Raw genomic sequence first — 18,703 nt, forward strand, 5'->3', positions numbered from 1 at the left:
TAGGTCCCGGAACGCCCGTTGCGCCACTAGGCCCTTGAATGCCTGTCGGTCCGGTAACGCCGGCTGCGGCTAAAAGAGTATAGTCAGGCGACGTATCCGGTGTGCCTGAAGGCCCTGCAACATCAGCAATATAAAGACTGCCGTTATAGGTAACAAGCTGTCCGGCAGGATAAGAAGGAGCAGCTGCTGGATCGAAAGGAACAACGCCGTCAAGTCCTACACCTGTCGCTCCCGTAGGTCCCGGAACGCCCGTTGCGCCACTAGGCCCTTGAATGCCTGTCGGTCCGGTAACGCCGGCTGCGGCTAAAAGAGTATAGTCAGGCGACGTATCCGGTGTGCCTGAAGGCCCTGCAACATCAGCGATATAAAGACTGCCATTATAAGTAACAACTTGCCCAGCTGGGTAGAAAGGTGCGCCAGTTACACTAAAAGGAATAACACCTTCAAGACCAATACCTGTAGCCCCTGTCGGCCCAGGTGCACCTGTATTCCCTGTTGGTCCATCTGAACCAGCTGAGGCAAGGAGCGTATAGTCTGAGGAAGTACTTGGTACACCGCTTGGTGAAGCAGTATCAGTAATATAAAGACTTCCCATATAAGTAACAATTTGTCCTGCTGGATAGAAGGTTGCTTCAGCCGGATCGAAAGGGACTACACCTTGTAGCCCAATCCCTTGAGGGCCTAGAGGTCCTCTAGGTCCTCTAGGCCCTGGTGGCCCAGCCTCTCCTTGAGGTCCTCTAGGTCCTCTAGGCCCTGGTACTCCACTGACATCCTCACATCTAGGCTTACATTTATCTTTGCCCCTTTGATTTCTCGGTTTGTAACATCCACAAAATTCTTTTCTTCGTCTACAATTATTGCAGCGAAATTCCATACATTCACCTCCAACAACATCGTATTCAAAGAACGTTAGAGGGTGTGTAAAAAAATGTATTTTATAAAATTCCATATTGTTGAGTTTTTAGTTGAGAGGTGGATTATGTAAGGAAAAAGAGAAGTAGTTAGAATAGAGGATATATAAGATGCAAAATTTCCTTTTCATCCAAACATTACATAGTATTGAGGAAAGGAGAGAAAGACATATTAAAGGTATAGAAACAAAGGAGGTGAAAAACATGGCAAACAACAACAACAGCAGCAACAAACTTGTTGTAGCAGGTGCTGAACAAGCAATCGACCAAATGAAGTACGAAATTGCTAGCGAATTTGGTGTACAACTTGGAGCTGATACTACTGCTCGTGCTAACGGATCTGTAGGTGGAGAGATCACAAAGCGTTTAGTTGCTACTGCTCAATCACAATTAGCTGGTCATAAATAATATGATCGTTACAGAATCAAATAGCATGGCTTAGGCTACCCGCTTAGCGGGTAGCTTTTATAATGTTTAAGAGGAAAAGGTTTGTAACACTGTCCATTCTTTTTCTAATTTATAGATGTTTTGCTGTTGAACAGGGATTTTATTTTTTTGCAAAACATGCTTTGTAGCATCAGGCGGCGCGTATCCAAAGAGGGATATGAATGTACTTGTATGCTCATCAGCAAAAACAAAGGTGCTTAAACAGCGATCTCTTTCTGATATGAGAGTAAAAGGAATAAGGCTTTTATCGTGATTGTTATGAGCAATAGAAGTAATCATCATATAGTTTGCTCCAACAATACTTGAGCGAGTGTAATGATAGATCCCTTTTACAAATTGACCATTTGAAGACAAAATAGTTTCTAATTTGTCGTATGAAGCTTTTTGCCCGTGCTTATAAAAAATATTATCATGAACGTCATTCATAAAAGATCGATAACTATCAGTGTCCTTCCATATACCAATAATACAAGCATCTGTTGGTTCTACAATATTCCACCCACCAAATTGACCTAAAAACCCTTCAATATGTGTAAGAGCGCTCCAGTGTTTTTGAGAATAAGAAAAAGCATATCGTTTATCTTGTTTTACGAAACTGTTTATCACTTTGATTAACATTATCATCACCTTTAGATACTTTCTAGATAATAATTAGGAACTCCTTCTCTTCTATATAGAAAAGTCTAGGATTTATAAACAGGATATAGGAATGATCTCAAATGTTTTAAATATTAAAAAGATACATTAGGAGGAGTTTAATTCTTAACAATATCTTTTTCTGACCGATATAGAAGTTAGAAATTAGTGCATGTTAAGAAAGGAAAGAACAATATGAACGATGCTGGGCCTTTTCACGGGCACTATAATGTGTGGCTTGTTTTTCTATCATTTGCTATTGCTATGGTTTCAGCCTATGCGTCATTTAGTTTTGCAACCCGGCTTAGGTTTCAATCGAAGCAAGGAGAGCAAATTTGGCTGTTGAGCGGATCTTGTGCACTTGGAATCGGGATTTGGTCAATGCATTTTGTTGGAATGCTTGCTCATTCTCTACCTATAAATATGCATTATCATATAGGATATATCATTGTTTCAATTCTTTTTGCAACGGGTGGTTGTTACTTGGCTTTAGCATATATTCATTATGGAAAAAACTCTTTATTTACTTTATTATTTGCAACTTTTTTTATGGGTAGTGGTATTGTTCTCATGCATTATATTGGAATGAGTGCGATGGCATCAGTTATAGTGTCATATACTTCCTCAAAAGTTTTGTTATCTATCTATATTGCTTTCATAGCATCGTTTATCGCCTTGAGGGTAGCATTTTATACTAACTATAAACTAACATGGAAAATGAAACTAATTTGCGCGGCTTTCATGGCAATAGCCATTACAGGGATGAATTATATGGGAATGAACGCGGCTCAGTTTTATCCGAAAAAAGTGGATACAGAGGTGGACTCATATATCAATCCTGCTTTCTTTTCAGTTGTTATTGCTATTTTTATTATGACAATGTTTTTAATGATTTTCCTTACTATATATATGGACGAGCGGACTAAACACCAGCTTACTCTTCAACAAGCTATTTTTCATTCTTCAACAGAAGCTATTTTCATTACGAATGAGGAAGGAAACATACTTGGTATAAATGAAAAAGGTGAAGAGTTTTTTCATATAAAAAAACAAGAAGTAAGTGGTGAACCTATTACTAATTGTTTGTCTTTTTTAACAAAGGTCTCATCCTCTCCTCAAGATCAAATTTATAGCACTGTATTTATTAACGATAAACAATACCGAATTTGCGTTAACATTACGAAAGCAACTTTTGAATTTATGGATCAGTATATTATTTCAGTAAGAGATGTAACCGAAGAACATTTCCAAAAAAAACAGTTAGAAGAAGCAACGAATAGATATCGCAGTCTTTTCGATATTTCTCCGCTTTCAATTGTTCTTCATAAGGGAGAGGAAATTATCTCTGTTAATGCTCGGTTCTTAAAAATGTTGCACTTTGAACATGAGAAAGAAATTGTCGGACGGAATATTACAGAATTTATAGATAAAAGTCAGCGTCAACATATTAAAAATCGAATTGATCAATTTATGAAATTAGAAGACGAGGATAGCTTTTTTATAGATGAAGTGAAAGTGAAAACGAACCAGAATCATCACCTTTCAGTTCAAGCAACGTCGACTGTGATTATTATGAATGGGGAAATTTATATTCAAACAATTACTCAAGATGTAACGGAAAATCATCGTGCTAAAGAGACACTTCAGTACTTGAACTCTCATGACAGTTTAACAGATCTACCAAATAGAACACTTTTTCATCAAATTGTTAAGCAAGATTTATGGAAAGTGCAACAAGAAAATAAACAAGCTTTTATGCTTTCAATTGATATTGATCGTTTCAAGCAAATTAACGATACTATTGGTCATCATGGCGGGGATCAGGTGTTAATTGAAGCAACAAGAAGAATAAAGAGTTGCTTGGGTAGCAATGATACGCTTTCTCGAATGGGGGGAGATGAGTTTATGCTGTATTCCCCGCAAGCGAAAGAAGAAGTATTTCAGTTAGCAGATCGCCTTTTAGAGGTATTTGTACAACCATTCATTGTTAATAAATACAAATTGTATCACAGTATTAGTATTGGAATAAGTAAGTTCCAAGAAGATGGAGTTACAGTCGAAACGCTAGTACGAAACGCAGATCTTGCAATGAACGAGGTAAAGAAGTTAGGGCGAAACGGTTGGAAATGCTACGAGCCCCTTATGAAGACATATGTAAATAGAAGAATGGAAATTGAAGATGGGCTTAGACAAGCGTTAAAAAGAAACGAGTTTGCGCTTCATTATCAACCGAAAGTGAACATTATAAAGGGAGAAATCGTAGGAGTGGAAGCCCTTATTCGCTGGAATCATCCTGAAATGGGATTTTTATCTCCAGGCGAGTTTATCCCTATTGCAGAAGAAAGTGGACTTATTGTGCCAATGACGCAGTGGGTACTCAGAGAAGCGTGCTCTCAAGGAGTACGTTGGAAGGAAGAAGGTTTTTCTTCTTTAAAGATTAGCGTTAATATATCAAGCGTTGAGTTTGCGGAACCATCTTTTGTTGACATGATTCTTAGTATTCTAGAAGAAACAGGGTTTTCTCCAAATAAACTTGAACTAGAAATTACAGAAAGTGTAGCTATGAAACATGTAGATCTTGTAATTGAAAAGCTTGTGAAATTGAAGAAACATGGTATTTCTATTGCTATTGATGATTTCGGAGCAGGATATTCATCCTTTAGTTATTTAAAAAGACTTCCTATTCATACGCTAAAGATTGACCGTTCTTTTATTCAAAATCTTTATACAGATTCAAGAGAGGCAGCTATTGTGAGTTCTATTATTTCACTTGCTAAAAGTCTTGATCTATCCATTGTTGCAGAAGGAGTCGAGGAAAGAGACCAAGCTCTTATTTTACATCAGGAGAGATGTGATGAAATTCAAGGGTACTATTTTTCACGTCCTATTCCCCCTGACGAATTGAAGAAAGTAGTCGGTGATATGTGGGAAAAGATTAAAGATTGCCAAAAAGAAAATGTTTCTTCACTTAGCTTATAGGTCCTAATACTTCATACGTTTATCACTAAGAGAGGCAAAGACATCTGTAGTCTTAGTTAGAAAGATTTAGTTTATAACAAGCAATCTGCGCATTTATGTGAAGAAATATTTTCATAGTAAGAAATAATATCGGAAGAAGTATGAAGATTTAAAAAAGGGAGTTCTCCATCAAGGAGGAGCTCCCTTTTCCTATGTGCTCCAAGGAAAAGAAAGCTCTTAGAAAAATAAACAAAGTTCTTTATATAATGTATTTTCATATAATGATTAATCTTTTTTGTGGTTAATAAAGGAAAAAACATTCCTTTTTTAACCATCTGTTCCAAAGGAAATTATGGGAATAATTACGTTCGTTTGTCTCGTTGACTATTTTTATCTCAGTATAATATATTGTTAGACATGAAAGTTGAGACCAAAACAGAGAAGTTTACTTTGTTTTGTGTACAAGCTTGTAAAGAGGAGGTTAAAGACGTGGATGTACAACCTTTAAAAAAAGAAAAAACGTTCAATTCTAATCGTGATACATATGCGCAAAAAACGATTGTAGTGGCGTTATTTATTGGGCTTGTGTGTGTATTGTTCTATGTAAATGCCACAATCAAAGGAGGATTCAACATTTTCCTTGGGATATATGGAAGCATTATGGTTATATATATGGTTGGAAAAATGGCGCTCTCTTTTTGGTACAATCCTAAAAAAGAAGAACCAATTGAGCAAAAAATCTCGGCAATTATCCCCTGCTATAATGAGAGTCCAGAGTCAGTTATGGCTACTGTAGATAGTCTTCTTAAACAGGATTATCCAATTGAAGAAATTATGATTATTGATGATGGAAGTAAAGATATATCTGCTTATAAAGCAATGGTGGATTTCAAGAAAGAATATGAGAAAACAGCTCACAATACAGCTCTTATTGTTCATCGTCTAGAGAAGAATCAAGGAAAGCGTCATGCCCAAATTTGGGGATTTAAAAGGGCTAAAGGAAATATTATTGCAACAGTAGATTCTGATGCATATCTTTTTCCTGATGCTATTCGTGAACTTATTAAACCTTTCAACGACGAAAAAGTAATGGCCACAACAGGTCACGTAGGAGCTCGAAACCGAGAAGATAGTTTGTTTACAAGGCTAATAGATATGCGTTATGACAATGCTTTTCGTGTTGAGCGATCAGCGCAGTCTGTTACAGGGAATATTTTAGTATGTAGCGGGTGTTTTAGTGCTTACCGCACAGAAGTGATTTTAGAAAACATTGAACATTATGAAAATCAAATGTTTTTAGGGGAACCTGTTCAGTTTGGAGATGATCGCTGTCTTACAAACTATGCCATTTTAAAAGGAAAGACTATTTATCAATCAACAGCACGCTGTATTACAGATGTACCATCAACACTTAGACAATTTATTAAGCAACAAGTAAGGTGGAACAAATCCTTTTTTAGAGAAAGTCTTATTGCATTAAAGATCGGTTTTAAAAAACCGAGAACATTAATTTGGGTTCTTCTTGAACTTATTATGTGGTTTATGTTTGGTTTTGTCATTATTGGAAGCATTATTATTAAATCCGCCACAATGGGCTATATTTTGTTAGTTTATTATCTTTTCTACCTAAGCTTGTCAGCTTATGCAAGAAACGTTTTCTATGTTTTACGCTATCCACATATCTTTTTGTTAGCACCAATATATGGGCTAATTCATATTTGCATTTTATATCCACTTCGACTTTATGCTTTAGCAACAATTAAGTCAAATGGTTGGGGAACAAGATGAAAAAGGAGGGCTTTTTATGGCTACAACTGAAAAGATGCTTTCTAAACTAAGTGAGAAAGCTCAAAATCATCATTACAAGCAATTATGGCAGAAAATTCAGTCTAAGGAAGCGAAGATTGGTATATTGGGACTTGGATATGTTGGTTTGCCAAATGCAGTAGCGAAAGCTGAGAACGGTTATTCTGTTATCGGATTTGATTTAGATGAAATCAAAGTAGAGAAAGTAAACAGAGGGATAAGTTATATTAATGATGTAACTCAGGAGGAACTTCAAAAAGTTGTACAGCACCGCTATTTGCAAGCTACCGATGATTTTTCTCAATTAAAAGAAGTGGACGTTGTTCATATTTGTGTTCCAACTCCTATTGATAAATATAAGCAGCCTGATTTAACATATGTAGAAAATTCATCACTTTCTATTGCTTCACATGTTTCAAAAGGTACGCTTGTTATTTTAGAAAGTACAACATATCCGGCGACAACGAGAGAATACGTTGTAAAAGCTCTTGAGGAAAAAGGCTTCTTCGTTGGGGAAGATGTATTTGTAGCATATTCTCCAGAACGTATTGATCCAGCAAATACATCCTTTAATGTTAAAAATACACCTCGTATTGTAGGGGGAATAACAGAGAAATGCACAAAACTCGCCTTAGAAGTACTTGGAGGAGAAGTGAGGGCTGTGTCTTCTCCAGAGGTTGCGGAAATGTCGAAGGTATTTGAAAACACATTTAGATATGTGAATATTGCGCTTGCTAACGAGTTAGCTCTTGTATGTGAGCGAATGGGAATTGATGTATGGGAAGTAATTAATGCAGCAGCTACAAAACCGTATGGGTTTATGCCTTTTTATCCAACAGCAGGCGTTGGAGGTCATTGTATACCTGTTGATCCGCATTACTTGTCTTTTAAATCAAAGGAATATGGTTTTAATACAAGGATGATTGATTTAGCAAATGAAGTAAATGGCAGTATGATTCATTATACGGTACGACGCATTCTTGAAATCTTAAACAATGAAAATAAATTTCTAAAAGACAGCAATATTGTTATACTAGGTGCTTCTTATAAGAAGAATATAGGAGATGCACGAGAATCAGCTGTTTATATGCTATACGAAGAATTAAGTACATTAGCAGCAAATGTAAGCATTCAAGATAATCATGTTGAATCTATAAAGATAAATGATAGAATAGTTGAAGTAGAAAATGTTAATTATGAAAAAATTAAACAAGGAGATCTTGTTATTATTTTAACAGATCACGATGATGTTGATTATGAACGAGTTGAGAAGAATGCTCAGATTATTTTTGATACGAAAAACGTGTATCAATCTAAAAAGAACAATAAAACCTATTATAAATTGTAAAAAGTCGAGTTGAAAAACTCGACTTTTTTTGTTCAATATGTAACAAAACCTTAGTATACAGTTCTTTATGCCTGGTTATTTGAAAGTGTTTTTATGGATTTTACTTACTTATTGTGGTAAAAAAAAGAATCCTTTTTCCTATCCCGTATTTATTCCTTATCCTATATTATAGTGATAGTAACCTGCGATTGTAGGAACTTAACGAGATTTAGAAAATGGGACTCGTGCACTAAGAATATGGATAATAAATGATTAGTAAGCAAACTTTGTTAAAAAATAGAGAAGCTCGTAGAAATGAAATTCTTGCCGATAAATATCACAAAGAAAATCAATTTCAGAATTCGATATAAGCAAAAGGCTGCTAAGACATTTCTAGCAGTCTTTTGCTTTATGTATAACTGAACTGCGTTTTTTTCTTATTTTTACGGCCATAAGGATGAACAAAAATGCCGCTAGAGAGTCAAAAACTACGTCCATTATTCTTCCATCCCTATTAACAATAAAAGCTTGATGGATCTCATCAGTGAAAGCAAAAAAAGCAGCAAAAACTGAGGCAAGCCAAGGTGCTTTCTTATTTGGTTTTAAATTCAAAAGAAAAAGCAAACCAACTAATCCAAAAAAGAGGAAATGAGCAAGCTTACGTGTAATAAATTCGGCACTACTATCTATTTCCCAAGGATTATAAAAATCACTTGGAGGAACGAGGATAGTTCCTAGCGTTGCATTTGGTTTGAGCGATGGAGTGTGGACCCATGTTGTTGGATCTGTGGCTTTAATCCCTGGTGTGTTTGAAGCATAAAAGATGCTAACTAATACGAGAAATAAAAGCAATTTACGCACGTTTTTCACAGCTTTCTATATAGAGTTTCCTTTCTATATTATCGATAAAAGTAAAAAAAAGCAATTTACAGAATTTGTCGAAAAAGAGAGAGGGAAAACTAAGCTATAGTTTAGAAGTTCGTGATACGATAAGTTAAAAACAAATTTATATATTAAGAGGTTGATGTTGAAAATGATCGATACCAATTGTCTATTAATGAGTCACTCGAAAATGAAGTCTTGTTCAAATACAGAAATGATTTCGAATGCAAGAGAAATGATTCAAGAAGGAATAAAAAACGTTATTGTATTGGTGAAAAATGAAGAAGAGGCTTTGTCTGTAAAAGAGCTAAACAGACTGTTAGTAAAAGAATCACTTCCTCTAAAACTTGAAATCATTAGCTTATGTGAGATGAACGAAGCTCTTTTTTATGAGGTGAAGCAGGGAAATGTTTATACGTTAGGAAAGAGAGAACGCTATGTCTATATTGATTATGTAGTAGAGCAAAATCAATTTGAAATTGAGAAAATTCTTTATAATCTGCAAATAAAAGGTATTGTTCCTATTCTTCCTAATCCTGAAACAATGGAGATTTTTCAAAGTCAGCCAAATCTTCTTTATGAATATATAAAAAAAGGGGCGCTTTCTCAAATTAGTATAGCAAGTTTACTTGGTAGAAATGGACGCAAAGCAAAGAAGTTTGCTGTTAAATTTTTAAATGCTAACCTTGCTGATCTTGTTGGCACAGCCTATATGAACGAGTACATTTCCCTTCAGGATGGATATGAGCTTATAGCAAAAAAATTCGGGGAAAGTACTGCTACTAAACTTCAGCGTAATGCCTCATCATTACTCGTAGGAGAATCTATTATAAGAGAAGAGCCAGAGCGAATTTCTTCCAAGCGTTTGTTTATTCTCTAGTTGAATGTAAGGAAATAGTTTACAATAGAGAATGAATGGATGCTTTTATTACAAAAGTTTTTGTGGTAGTATTAGTAATGTTTTGTTTGGTTCTTTTTTACTAGTTCAAACGTTTTGTATTTCAGGTTTGTAATGTGAACAAATTAGGGACTTGGACATTTAAATACAAAACAATAGAGATGAGCAGTTTCACTTTTCTTCAGTAGAGAGATAAAATATAAAACATAATGCTAATACTTTTAAATGCATTTATTTTAAATTGCATTTCATAATCTACATAATATAGAAGGGAAAATCTTCCATATTTGAAATGATAGATTCTACTACAAAATACAGAGCTAATGGAGGAACATAATGAAAAAAGTCAGAAAAGCGATTATACCAGCTGCAGGCCTTGGAACGAGATTTTTGCCAGCTACAAAAGCAATGCCAAAAGAGATGCTTCCAATTGTAGATAAGCCGACAATTCAGTATATTGTTGAAGAAGCTATCGAATCAGGCATAGAAGATATCATTATTGTAACTGGTAAAGGGAAAAGAGCTATTGAAGATCATTTTGATAATGCTCCTGAACTCGAACGGAATTTAGAAGAAAAAGGAAAACAGGAGCTGCTTGAAGAAGTTCGTAAAGCTTCTAATATAGTAGATATTCATTATATTAGACAAAAAGAGCCAAAGGGACTTGGTCATGCTGTATGGTGTGCGCGTAACTTTATTGGTGATGAGCCTTTTGCTGTTTTACTTGGAGATGATATTGTCCAGTCACAAAAACCTTGCTTACGTCAGCTAATGGATGAATATGAACAAACACATTCTTCAGTTATTGGTGTTCAACAAGTACCTGAGGAGCAAACTCATCGATATGGAATCGTTGATCCAATTTCAAGTTCTGGTCGACGCTATCAAGTAAAGAACTTTGTAGAAAAGCCGACTCAAGGCACGGCTCCTTCAAATCTAGCTATTATGGGAAGATATATATTTACACCGGAAATTTTTATGTATCTTAAGAACCAAGAAGTTGGAGCAGGTGGTGAAATTCAATTAACAGATGCCATCCAAAAGTTAAATGAAATTCAACGCGTTTTTGCATATGACTTTGAAGGCAAACGTTATGATGTAGGAGAGAAGCTTGGATTTATCCAAACAACACTTGAATTTGCTTTACAAGATCCTGCCTTAAAAGAATCCATGTTAGAAACAATGGAACAGCTTTTACAAAAAGAGAAAATTAAAGTGAAAAAATAACCGTCCCTTACTTTTAAAACGGTGAAAAATGCACCCCTCCTTAGCAGCTATTCTCCGTTTTTTACTTTAATAGAAAGTAGACTCCTCACTTTTATTTCGAAAAAGTAGGAGTCTATAAAATGCTTAATGAAAAGACTTATACATGTTATTTTCTCTCTCTATCCGTATCCTTTTTTAGGTTTCTTAAAAAATATACTCTTTTTGTTACGGTCTCACCTTATTTTCCTCCTCTTGAACAACACAAAGGGGCCGAAGTTCGCCTACATATAATAGGAAGAGCACGAAATGCTGTAATAATATCGAGAAGGGGTAAAGTATTAGTATTTTAAAATTATAATTTATTTTTTTGTAAACAAAATGATAAGGTTGTCGATATTTAAGTTGTAGTAAAAAGGGGTTTACCTATACTTTATTTTCCTATAGCTATTCTACTAGGACTGGAGTATAATACGATGTGTAAATTTTAACAAAACTAGGAGGTTAACATGGAAGAAACGATTAGTCTTCGTGAGCTGTTTGCAACGTTGAAGAAAAGATTAAAACTAATCATTATTATTACGTTAGCAGCAGGTTTAATTAGTGCCATTATAAGCTATTTTGTTTTGACACCTGTGTATCAGAGTTCAACACAAATTTTAGTTAACCAATCAAAAGACGGTCAACAGCTCTATGAATCTTATCAAATTCAGACCAATTTACAGCTTGTGAATACATATACAGTTATCATGAAAAGCCCAGCTGTATTAGATAAAGTAAAGGAACAACTAGATTATCAAGGTAGTTTAGCAGGTAAAATTCAGGTTACATCAGAACAAGATTCCCAAGTCCTTTCTGTAACTGTGCAAGATAGTGATCCGGAACTTGCAGCCAAAATTGCGAGCACAACTGCGACTGTATTTAAATCAGAAATTGCAAAAATTATGAAGGTTGATAATGTTACAATCTTATCTGTTGCCCAAATCCCAGATTATCCAATTAAGCCTAATAAAATGCTAAATGTAGCTATTGCTCTTGTGGTAGGACTAATGGCAGGGGTTGGACTAGCCTTTTTACTAGAATACTTAGATAATACAATTAAGAATGAAAATGATATTGAAGAATTACTAGGACTTCCAGTAATGGGTGCTATTGCAAAAGTAGATGGGAATGCTCATCCAACAAAGCAGCCAAAGTTAGGGCTTCGTAAGACAAGGAGGGAAACATACGGTGCTTAAAAGAAAAAAAAGTAGTGTTCAGCAAACAACAAAGCGTAGCTTAGTTGCTCATACAAGACCAAAAGCGCCAATAACTGAGCAGTATAGAACAATTCGAACAAATATTGAATTTTCTAGCGTTGATCAAAATATCCGCTCTCTTATGATTACGTCAGCAAGCCCAAGTGAAGGGAAGTCAACAACAACAGCTAACTTAGCAACCGTATTTGCTCAGCAAGGAAAGAGAGTATTGCTTATTGATGCTGACCTTCGAAAACCAACTGCTCATTATACTTTTCGTGCAGAAAATTTTAAAGGGTTAACAACTGTTTTAAGTAAAAAATCTACATTGGCGGATGCTATTCAAACAACGGAAGTAGCTAACCTAGATTTACTTTCAAGTGGACCTATTCCACCAAATCCATCTGAACTAATCGGCTCTCAAATGATGAAAAATATGCTAGAAGAAGCATATGAAAACTATGACTTTATTATCTTTGACACACCTCCTATCTTATCTGTGACAGATGCACAAATTTTAGCGAACCAATGTGATGGAACAATTCTGGTTGTAAAAAGCGGTAGCACGGTTATTGATACAGCGCTGAAAGCGAAAGAACTTTTGCAGAATGCAAAAGGAAAACTGCTTGGAGTTGTATTAAATGAAAAGAAAGTAAACATTGGTGAATATTATTATTACGGCCAGAGCTAAAAGCTAGTCATATGACTAGCTTTTTTTATAATTAAAAGATTTATTTTCCTATATTTCGCAATTTTCGATAAACTAAAAAGGAAAGGAGTTAATAAGATTGATTCATCTTGTTCCATTAATGATTGAACGTGTTGGCATTATTGTGATTGCTGCTTTCATTCTTGCTCAAATGAAGTCATTTCGGCAAATTGTGCAACATGAGCAAGGAATAAAAGAAAAGCTATTCATTTTATTTATCTTTGGTGCCTTTGGAATAATTAGTAATTATACTGGAATTGAAGTTCATCAGCGTGAGATTACTACAAGAACATGGATTAATGAAATTGGAACAGAAAATGCAATTGCTAACACAAGAATTATGAATATTGTGATAGGAGGAATATTAGGCGGTCCTTTAGTTGGAGGAGGCGTTGGGATTATTGCAGGGTTTCACCGCTATTTACTTGGTGGCTACACAGCATTTTCTTGTGCTATTTCTTCCGTTATTGCAGGTTTTTTTGCTGGTATAGTAGGAAAGTATTTTAAAGGAAGAATTACAGCTTCACCTTGGTTTGCTGTTACGATAAGTATGTTAATGGAAGTACTGCAAATGATTATCTTGTGGGGATCTGGGTTTAGGAGACTTGTTGAAACAATTGGAGTTCCTATGATTCTATTGAACGGTCTTGGCGCTTTTCTCTTTATGTTAATTATTATTTCAATATTAAGAGAAGAAGAACGAACGAAAGCTTTTCAAACACATCAAGCCATGAAAATTGCAGAAGAAACGCTTCCCCATTTTAGAAAAGGACTTAATAAACAGTCTTGTAAAAGGGTAGCAGAAATTATGTTGAAGAGAACAGAGGCGGATGCAATTGCTGTTACAAATGAAAAAGAAGTGCTTGCACATGTAGGAGTAGCGGAGGATCATCATGTTGCTCCGGGAGATTTTGCTACAGAATTAACAAAGAAAGTACTAAAAAGAGGTAAAATTTTAACAGCTCATAGTAAAAGAGATATTTTATGTTTTCATTCGGATTGTCCTTTACAAGCAGCAGTAGTTCTACCATTAAAACTCCATGGTGGAACAGTTGGAACGTTAAAACTTTATTTTGTTAGTGCAAATAAGCTAAATAAGGTAGAAAGAGAGTTAGCTGAAGGTTTGGCAAACCTTTTCTCTGTTCAACTCGAGTTAGCTCAAGCAGAAACTCAAGGGAAACTTTTGAAAGATGCTGAAATTAAGGCTCTTCAAGCACAAGTTCATCCCCATTTTCTTTTTAATGCTATTAATACTATCTCAGCTCTCTGTCGTGTCGATGTGGAAAAAGCTAGAGCTCTTCTTTTGGAATTAAGTCGATATTTCAGAAGAAACTTACAAGGAGCAAGGCATATTCTTATTCCCTTTGAAAAAGAGCTTCAGCATGTTCGTGCATACTTGTCGCTTGAGCAAGCCCGTTTTCCAGACAAATATAAAATTAGGTTCAATATTGAGGCTGCTCTTAAAGAAGCCCTTATTCCGCCATTTATTCTTCAACCACTTGTTGAGAATGCTGTTCGGCATGCTTTGTCAGCGCGGAAGAATGGGGGAGAGATTATAATAGAAGCTTATACAGAACGAGGAAAAATGATCATTAGTGTTCAAGATAATGGGCATGGCATTTCAAGCGAAAGATTATATATGCTTGGAAAAGAACCAGTGCATTCAAGTGAAGGAACAGGCACAGCCCTTTACAATATTTCTGAAAGATTGCAAGGGATTTATAATGAAGAGGCTTTATTTCAAATTAAAAGCACGGAAAACGGCACAAAGGTTACAATCACTGTACCATTGAAAGGAGACTATAAAAAAGATGTTGAAAGCTTTTATTGTGGATGATGAACCTCTTGCTAGAGATGAGCTAGCGTATTTGTTAAAGAGAAGTCGAAAAGCAGAAGTTATTGGAGAGACAGACTGTTTCGAAGACGCAGTAGAGAAAATTAAAGAGCTCGCTCCAGACGTTGTTTTTTTAGACATCGAACTAACTGAAAAAAGCGGTCTTGAGTTAGCGAACAAACTTCAATCTTTCCGTAAAATTCCAGATATTATTTTTGCGACTGCATATGATGAATATGCACTACAGGCCTTTGATTTAAGCGCTTCTGATTATGTATTAAAGCCTTTTGAAGAGGCGCGTATTCATCAAGCATTAGACAAACTTATGAAAAACTATGCTGCTAGGGATTTAATAGTAGAAGAGCCAATCTCTCATTCTTTGAAGAATTCTAGCAAAATAGCGGTATTAGAAGAGGAACGTATCGTTCTATTAGATTTTAAAGAGATTATATATATAGGTGCTCTTGATGGTAAAACGATTGTAAAGACGTTTAATGATCAATTTGTTACAAGTGAGACGCTTGTTTCCATTGAAAAAAAAGCGGCTGCCTTTTCCTTTATTAGAGTGCATAGAAGCTATCTTGTAAACTTTCAACATATTGTAGAAATACAGCCGTGGTTCAACTCCACTTATAATCTTTTAATGAAGGAGCATTCAACTATTCCTGTTAGCCGTACCTATGTGCGACAACTTAGAGCACTTTTAGGTTTTTAATATGTATTTCAGAACGCTTTTTTGCTTTTTTATTTCCTGTTTAGAGCATTTCAGCATGAAAATCCAATGAATGCGTTTTCATTTAGTATGATATATTTATATTATAAGAGAAGGCAAGAGGGGGATGGAAAAATGAATGCGATTACAATTATGATTGCTTCCATTTGTATTTTAATGATTGCCTACCGTTTATACGGTACATTTATTGCTGTAAAGGTTTTGAAACTAAATGATGATAAGCCAACACCAGCATATACAGAAGAAGATGGAAAAGACTATGTTCCTACAAATAGGTGGGTCACATTTGGTCATCATTTTGCTGCTATTGCTGCAGCAGGGCCGCTTGTAGGTCCTATACTAGCAGCACAGTTTGGGTATTTACCAAGCATGATTTGGTTGCTTGTTGGAGCTGTGATTGGAGGAGCTGTCCATGATGCAGTTGTATTATTTGCTTCAATGCGTAAAAAAGGTCAATCTCTTTCAGAAGTAGCAAAGGCAGAATTAGGACCTGTAGCAGGATTTTGTACAGGACTTGCGATGCTTTTTATTATTACTATTACAATGGCAGGACTCTCAATGGTCGTCCTTCACGCACTTGAACGCAATCCATGGGGAACATTTGCAGTTGGCATTACGATTCCAATTGCAATGGGAGTTGGGTTGTACCATAAGAAGACTGGAAATTTAAAAGGTGCTGCAACACTTGGTTTTATTCTGATCATGGTTGGTGTTTTTATTGGACCATCGCTCCAAAATACAGCGGTTGGTGATTTTTTAACACTTGATATGAATACACTTGCTATTATTTTACCTATTTATGCTTTTTTTGCAGCAGCACTTCCTGTTTGGTTATTGCTTGCTCCTCGCGATTATTTGAGTAGTTTTATGAAAATCGGAGTGTTTTTAGCTCTTATTATAGGAGTATTTATTGTTAATCCAGCTATTCCTTTTCCCGCTGTAACAGAGTTTATTCACGGCGGAGGGCCTGTTGTGGCCGGGCCTGTGTGGCCATTTATTTCGATTACAATCGCTTGTGGAGCTATTTCTGGGTTTCATGCTTTTATAAGCTCTGGAACAACACCAAAAATGCTTGATCGTTGGAGTGATATTAAAGTAGTTGGATTTGGGGCAATGCTTGTAGAGTGTGTTGTAGCTATAATGGCTTTAATTGCTGCTATTTCTCTTCAGCCTGGTGACTATTTTGCGATTAATTCTACACCTGAAATGTTTGCAACACTCGGGATGAGCGTTGAAAATCTACCACAGCTTAGTCAAGCGGTTGGACTTGATCTTGAAGGAAGAACAGGTGGGGCTGTCACACTTGCTGTTGGTATGACATATATTTTTACAGAAGTTCCTTGGTTTAGCAACCTTGCTTCTTACTTTTTCCAATTCGTTATTATGTTTGAAGCAGTTTTCATTTTAACGGCCATTGATGCTGGAACTCGTGTTGCGCGCTATCTAATTCAAGACTTTTTTGGTGAATTTTATAAACCATTAAAAAGAGTAGACTGGCTACCAGGATCTATTTTTGCAAGTGCATTAGCATGTATTATGTGGGGATATCTTCTTTTCTCAGGAGACATTAGTTCTGTTTGGGCTCTTTTCGGAGTTTCGAATCAGCTTATGGCTTCCATTGGATTAATTGTTGGAGCAACAGTCATTTTAAAAATTGCGGACAAACGCTGGTATATGCTAACATGCCTCGTTCCACTTGCTTACTTATATGTTACTGTTAACTATGCAGGATATTGGATGGTGAAAAATGTTTATCTGAACCCAGATGCGACAGGATACAGTGTTTTAAATGCTATCCTTTCAATTATTATGCTTGTTCTTGGGATTGTTATTGTTGTTACAGCAATAAAGAAGTGGATGGAGCTGTGGAACAATCCAAATCTGAAGGCGAATATCAAATCTGCAATGTGATAAAAAGATTTTCATTATTAAGAAGAATATTTTTAATAAGATAGAGATTCTTTAGCCTATGCTAAAGAATCTTTTTTTGTTTTTTTAGTGATCAAATTTTAGAGATTAAATCTATTGATTCGGTCTTTTCTTAATCTGTGGTATAAAAAGTCTCTAATTGGCCAATTATGATTACCATTCGTGAACATTCATTAAAATATTTAGTTTCATCATTATTTCTATCTTTCGGCATCTAAAAATCAAAGGAATTCATTTCACCATTTTTTATATAAAGAAAGGAGACACATCGATGAAGAGGTTTCAAAACATAAGTCGAAAGAGAGGTTTAGTAGCAGCGTTAGCTTTTGTCTTATTATTAAGCGGCTGTGACATAAGGATGGGAGTACTAAATCCCAAAGGACCTGTAGCTCAAACTCAATATGACCTTATTATATGGTCGATTATCTTTATGCTTATTATCGTAGTAGTGGTTTTCGTTTTGTTTACTGTCATTCTTATTAAGTATCGCGAAAGACCGGACAATATGGACTACGAACCACCTGAAATACATGGAAACAAATTTCTTGAAGTTATATGGACAGGAATTCCGATTATTATTGTTATTGCTCTTTCTATTCCAACTGTTCAAGCTATATTTGAACTGGAAGAACCACCTAAAACATCAGCAGAAGAGCAACAAAAGCCTTTAGTCATTCACGCTACATCAGCAGACTGGAAATGGATTTTTAGCTATCCTGAACAAGGTATTGAGACGGTCAATTATGTAAATATTCCAGAAGACCGACCAGTTGAATTTAGGTTAACATCTACAAGTTCAATAACGGCTTTGTGGATTCCAGAGCTTGGTGGACAGAAATATGCAATGGCTGGGATGGAAACAAAACTTTATCTACAGGCTGATAACCCAGGAACATATATGGGACGTAATGCAAATTTTAATGGAGAAGGGTTCGCTAAGATGGAGTTTGAAGTAGAGTCTCAAACAGATAAAGATTTCAAAGATTGGGTAGCAGAAGTTCAAGATACAGCTCCAAATCTTACAAAAACAACCTATAACAAAATTTTAGAGCAAAGTCATGTTGGGCGTATGAGCTATTCAAATACCCACTTAGACTGGGTTGATCATGCAGCCCAAAAAACTTATTACAAAGATAAGGGAGAACATGACCCACATAAAAGTCATATGGATCATTGATTTCCCTCCATATAA

At 35.6% G+C, this 18,703-nt stretch carries 15 protein-coding genes; 12 read left to right on the forward strand and 3 right to left on the reverse strand.

The genetic code is table 11. The features are described from left to right. A partial coding sequence (locus ACK3CR_RS11300; protein WP_488975450.1) for a collagen-like domain-containing protein occupies positions 1-874 on the reverse strand: 874 nt, incomplete at its 3' end. Positions 875-1,115: 241 nt separating this feature from the next. Between ACK3CR_RS11300 and ACK3CR_RS11305 the strand changes: the two genes are divergently transcribed. Beyond that, positions 1,116-1,319: an alpha/beta-type small acid-soluble spore protein gene (locus ACK3CR_RS11305; RefSeq protein WP_026009588.1), complete on the forward strand. Its 204-nt coding sequence runs from the start codon at positions 1,116-1,118 to the stop codon at positions 1,317-1,319. 66 nt (positions 1,320-1,385) lie between these two features. Here the strand turns inward: ACK3CR_RS11305 and ACK3CR_RS11310 are convergent, their stop codons facing one another. Continuing rightward, a complete protein-coding gene (locus ACK3CR_RS11310) occupies positions 1,386-1,976 on the reverse strand; it encodes a DUF4937 domain-containing protein (RefSeq protein ID WP_430239559.1) in 591 nt (196 codons plus the stop codon). 213 nt (positions 1,977-2,189) lie between these two features. Between ACK3CR_RS11310 and ACK3CR_RS11315 the strand changes: the two genes are divergently transcribed. The 3 genes from ACK3CR_RS11315 to ACK3CR_RS11325 all read left to right on the forward strand — a co-directional run bounded on the left by ACK3CR_RS11315 (position 2,190) and on the right by ACK3CR_RS11325 (position 8,106). Beyond that, entirely contained in the window at positions 2,190-4,973 is a 2,784-nt protein-coding gene (locus tag ACK3CR_RS11315) for a bifunctional diguanylate cyclase/phosphodiesterase (protein WP_488975451.1), read from the forward strand. 468 nt (positions 4,974-5,441) lie between these two features. Beyond that, positions 5,442-6,740 (forward strand): glycosyltransferase family 2 protein, encoded by a 1,299-nt coding sequence (locus tag ACK3CR_RS11320; protein ID WP_488975452.1) that lies wholly within the window; start codon positions 5,442-5,444, stop codon positions 6,738-6,740. 16 nt (positions 6,741-6,756) lie between these two features. Further along, complete coding sequence (locus ACK3CR_RS11325) at positions 6,757-8,106, forward strand: nucleotide sugar dehydrogenase (protein WP_488975453.1); 1,350 nt, start codon at positions 6,757-6,759, stop codon at positions 8,104-8,106. 372 nt (positions 8,107-8,478) lie between these two features. On the opposite strand, the gene ACK3CR_RS11330 is transcribed toward ACK3CR_RS11325, so the two are convergent. Continuing rightward, on the reverse strand, positions 8,479-8,946 hold the full coding sequence (locus ACK3CR_RS11330) for a VanZ family protein (protein WP_488975454.1): 468 nt from the start codon (positions 8,944-8,946) through the stop codon (positions 8,479-8,481). A 172-nt stretch (positions 8,947-9,118) separates the two neighbouring features. Here ACK3CR_RS11330 and ACK3CR_RS11335 point away from each other — a divergent pair, with 172 nt between their 5' ends. The 8 genes from ACK3CR_RS11335 (at position 9,119) to qoxA (ending at position 18,688) form a co-directional block, all read left to right on the forward strand. After that, a complete protein-coding gene (locus ACK3CR_RS11335) occupies positions 9,119-9,847 on the forward strand; it encodes a CpsB/CapC family capsule biosynthesis tyrosine phosphatase (protein ID WP_488975455.1) in 729 nt (242 codons plus the stop codon). Between the two features lie 354 nt (positions 9,848-10,201). After that, positions 10,202-11,092: a UTP--glucose-1-phosphate uridylyltransferase GalU gene (gene galU / locus ACK3CR_RS11340; RefSeq protein WP_243514118.1), complete on the forward strand. Its 891-nt coding sequence runs from the start codon at positions 10,202-10,204 to the stop codon at positions 11,090-11,092. Between the two features lie 485 nt (positions 11,093-11,577). Then, on the forward strand, positions 11,578-12,306 hold the full coding sequence (locus ACK3CR_RS11345) for a YveK family protein (protein ID WP_243514114.1): 729 nt from the start codon (positions 11,578-11,580) through the stop codon (positions 12,304-12,306). Next, positions 12,299-12,997 (forward strand): CpsD/CapB family tyrosine-protein kinase, encoded by a 699-nt coding sequence (locus ACK3CR_RS11350; protein WP_276517202.1) that lies wholly within the window; start codon positions 12,299-12,301, stop codon positions 12,995-12,997. Before ACK3CR_RS11345 ends, ACK3CR_RS11350 begins: the two co-directional genes overlap by 8 nt. Before the next feature lie 97 nt (positions 12,998-13,094). Further along, positions 13,095-14,852, forward strand: coding sequence for a LytS/YhcK type 5TM receptor domain-containing protein (locus tag ACK3CR_RS11355; protein ID WP_488975456.1), 1,758 nt, complete (start codon positions 13,095-13,097; stop codon positions 14,850-14,852). Beyond that, positions 14,827-15,564, forward strand: a complete 738-nt coding sequence (locus ACK3CR_RS11360; protein WP_488975457.1) for a LytR/AlgR family response regulator transcription factor — start codon at positions 14,827-14,829, stop codon at positions 15,562-15,564. Before ACK3CR_RS11355 ends, ACK3CR_RS11360 begins: the two co-directional genes overlap by 26 nt. A 132-nt stretch (positions 15,565-15,696) precedes the next feature. Then, the gene (cstA, locus tag ACK3CR_RS11365; RefSeq protein WP_328123256.1) at positions 15,697-17,493 is read left to right on the forward strand and encodes a carbon starvation protein CstA; all 1,797 of its coding nucleotides are present in this window, start codon (positions 15,697-15,699) and stop codon (positions 17,491-17,493) included. 289 nt (positions 17,494-17,782) lie between these two features. After that, entirely contained in the window at positions 17,783-18,688 is a 906-nt protein-coding gene (qoxA, locus tag ACK3CR_RS11370; RefSeq protein ID WP_243514104.1) for a cytochrome aa3 quinol oxidase subunit II, read from the forward strand. The last annotated feature ends 15 nt before the right edge of the window (positions 18,689-18,703 follow it).

It is taken from the genome of Priestia sp. TRM10, assembly GCF_057808375.1.

Excerpts from the sequence above, each read along its gene's own strand:
- ACK3CR_RS11305 (WP_026009588.1), top strand. The coding sequence starts at position 1,116 with ATGGCAAACAACAACAACAGCAGCAACAAACTTGTTGTAGCAGGTGCT.
- ACK3CR_RS11310 (WP_430239559.1), bottom strand. The coding sequence starts at position 1,976 with ATGTTAATCAAAGTGATAAACAGTTTCGTAAAACAAGATAAACGATAT.
- ACK3CR_RS11315 (WP_488975451.1), top strand. The coding sequence starts at position 2,190 with ATGAACGATGCTGGGCCTTTTCACGGGCACTATAATGTGTGGCTTGTT.
- ACK3CR_RS11325 (WP_488975453.1), top strand. The coding sequence starts at position 6,757 with ATGGCTACAACTGAAAAGATGCTTTCTAAACTAAGTGAGAAAGCTCAA.
- ACK3CR_RS11335 (WP_488975455.1), top strand. The coding sequence starts at position 9,119 with ATGATCGATACCAATTGTCTATTAATGAGTCACTCGAAAATGAAGTCT.
- galU (WP_243514118.1), top strand. The coding sequence starts at position 10,202 with ATGAAAAAAGTCAGAAAAGCGATTATACCAGCTGCAGGCCTTGGAACG.
- ACK3CR_RS11345 (WP_243514114.1), top strand. The coding sequence starts at position 11,578 with ATGGAAGAAACGATTAGTCTTCGTGAGCTGTTTGCAACGTTGAAGAAA.
- ACK3CR_RS11360 (WP_488975457.1), top strand. The coding sequence starts at position 14,827 with ATGTTGAAAGCTTTTATTGTGGATGATGAACCTCTTGCTAGAGATGAG.
- cstA (WP_328123256.1), top strand. The coding sequence starts at position 15,697 with ATGAATGCGATTACAATTATGATTGCTTCCATTTGTATTTTAATGATT.
- qoxA (WP_243514104.1), top strand. The coding sequence starts at position 17,783 with ATGAAGAGGTTTCAAAACATAAGTCGAAAGAGAGGTTTAGTAGCAGCG.